Raw genomic sequence first — 1,579 nt, 5'->3', positions numbered from 1 at the left:
GGTTGTGCTCAGTGGCACGGTGACCCCGATGCTCTTGCAGGGCCCCGACAATCCTGACGGAATACCCGACGACGCCGTGGCGCAGGTTCGCTCTGTCATGCTCCGCGACATCGGTGACTGGACGGAGATCAGCGGCAAAGCCGAGTACTTCTACGGCGAGCATCGTGTGTCCCAGCAATTGCAGGACTGGACGTTGAACACGATCGCCGCCGTCCCGCTGCCAATCCTGACCCAGACCAGCGACGCATTCGTGCGCGCCGACTTCCGTTCGGAGCTCACCGAGCTCACGGTCCCGACCCTGCTCATCCACGGCACCGCCGACGCCTCGATGCCGATTGATCTGACCGCGCGCAAGACCGCATCGCTGATCCCCGACTGCCACTTCGTCACCATCGACGGCGCCGGCCACGGCCTGTACCTCAGCGAGTCTCCCCGTTACAACGCAGCGCTGCTCGAGTTCATCACCTCGACGCGAGCATCCGCACGCGCTACAGCCAACGGCTGATGCTGCGAGTGTGGCTGTAGGCGTGTAGAACTCGTCGGCGGCAGCCAAAGGCGACGGCCTCGCTTGGTGATCAGCTGTCCTTCTGCTTGTCCTTTGTGTCGCCTTCGCCGTCGTCTTTGTCCGCGGTGTGTTTGTCCTTGTCCTTGCCGCCGCCGCCCTCCTTATCTCGATCTTTGCCGGTCGCTAGCTCGAGGGTGGCCCAATGACTCGGGGAGACGAAGACTGTCCACTCCCCGGGCTCGTGGCCCATCTTCACGACCCCGTTTTCGACTTCCCACTTGGTGCTGTCGTCGTAGTCGGTCTCTTGCCCGTCGCTATAGGTGAGTTTGAATGCCATGGCCGCAGAGTGCCGCGATGTCGGCCCTGCTAAACCAGCGAAGGCAAATTGCTAAGCGCTAGCCCTCGGTGTACTCCACCGCGCCGTCCTCGAGCACCAACCGCGCGGCCCCATCTTCGACGCCGTCTGGGCCGGAGGCCCCAGAAGCTTCCGTGCGGAACACCGCCTTGCCGGGTTCGGTGCGCCAGATCAAGGTGGTCAGCGTCTCGCCGGGAAAGACCGGTTTGGTGAACCGCGCATCGATCGAGGTGATGGCATTGGCGTCGCCATTGCCGAGTTCGGCGATCAACGCTCGGCCGGAGAACCCGTAGGTGCACAGCCCGTGCATGATCGGCTTGGGGAAGCCGGCCAACTCCTTGGCGAACCACGGGTCGCTGTGCAGCGGATTGCGGTCACCGGAAAGCCGGTAGATCAGCGGCTGATCCTCCCGGGTGGGCAAGGCGACCCGGGCGTCGGGCTCGCGGTCGGGGACCTCCGGCGCGACCGGCCGCTGGCCCGGCTCTCCCCCGAAGCCGCCCTCGCCGCGGATCACCAGCGTAGTGAGGGTTTCGGCGACCAGTGTGCCCGTGTCCGGATCGCTGCCGCGGCCGCGCAACATGATGATCGCGTTCTTGCCCTCGCCCTTGTCCTGGATGTCGGCCACCTCGGTGACCACCGACAGCTTGCCCGCGGCCGGCAGCGGCGCGTGCAGCCGGATGCCCTGCGAACCGTGCAACAGCATCGCCCAGTTGAACGAT

General features: G+C 65.4%; 3 protein-coding genes. 1 reads left to right on the top strand and 2 read right to left on the bottom strand.

From position 1 onward, the window contains the following. A partial coding sequence (locus tag WAN71_RS12715; protein WP_422225671.1) for an alpha/beta fold hydrolase occupies nucleotides 1–505 on the top strand: 505 nt, incomplete at its 5' end. Nucleotides 506–575: 70 nt separating this feature from the next. On the opposite strand, the gene WAN71_RS12710 is transcribed toward WAN71_RS12715, so the two are convergent. Together WAN71_RS12710 and WAN71_RS12705 are read right to left on the bottom strand one after the other, a co-directional pair. Beyond that, complete coding sequence (locus WAN71_RS12710; RefSeq protein ID WP_422225670.1) at nucleotides 576–842, bottom strand: hypothetical protein; 267 nt, start codon at nucleotides 840–842, stop codon at nucleotides 576–578. Nucleotides 843–900: 58 nt separating this feature from the next. After that, on the bottom strand, nucleotides 901–1,579 hold a 679-nt coding region (locus WAN71_RS12705; RefSeq protein WP_422225669.1), incomplete at its 5' end, for a MaoC family dehydratase.

It is taken from the genome of Mycobacterium sp. (genome assembly GCF_049280035.1).
Taxonomy (GTDB): Bacteria; Actinomycetota; Actinomycetes; order Mycobacteriales; family Mycobacteriaceae; genus Mycobacterium.
The sequence above is the reverse complement of the archived record's forward strand: the minus strand, read 5'-3'. Positions and strand labels throughout refer to the sequence as shown.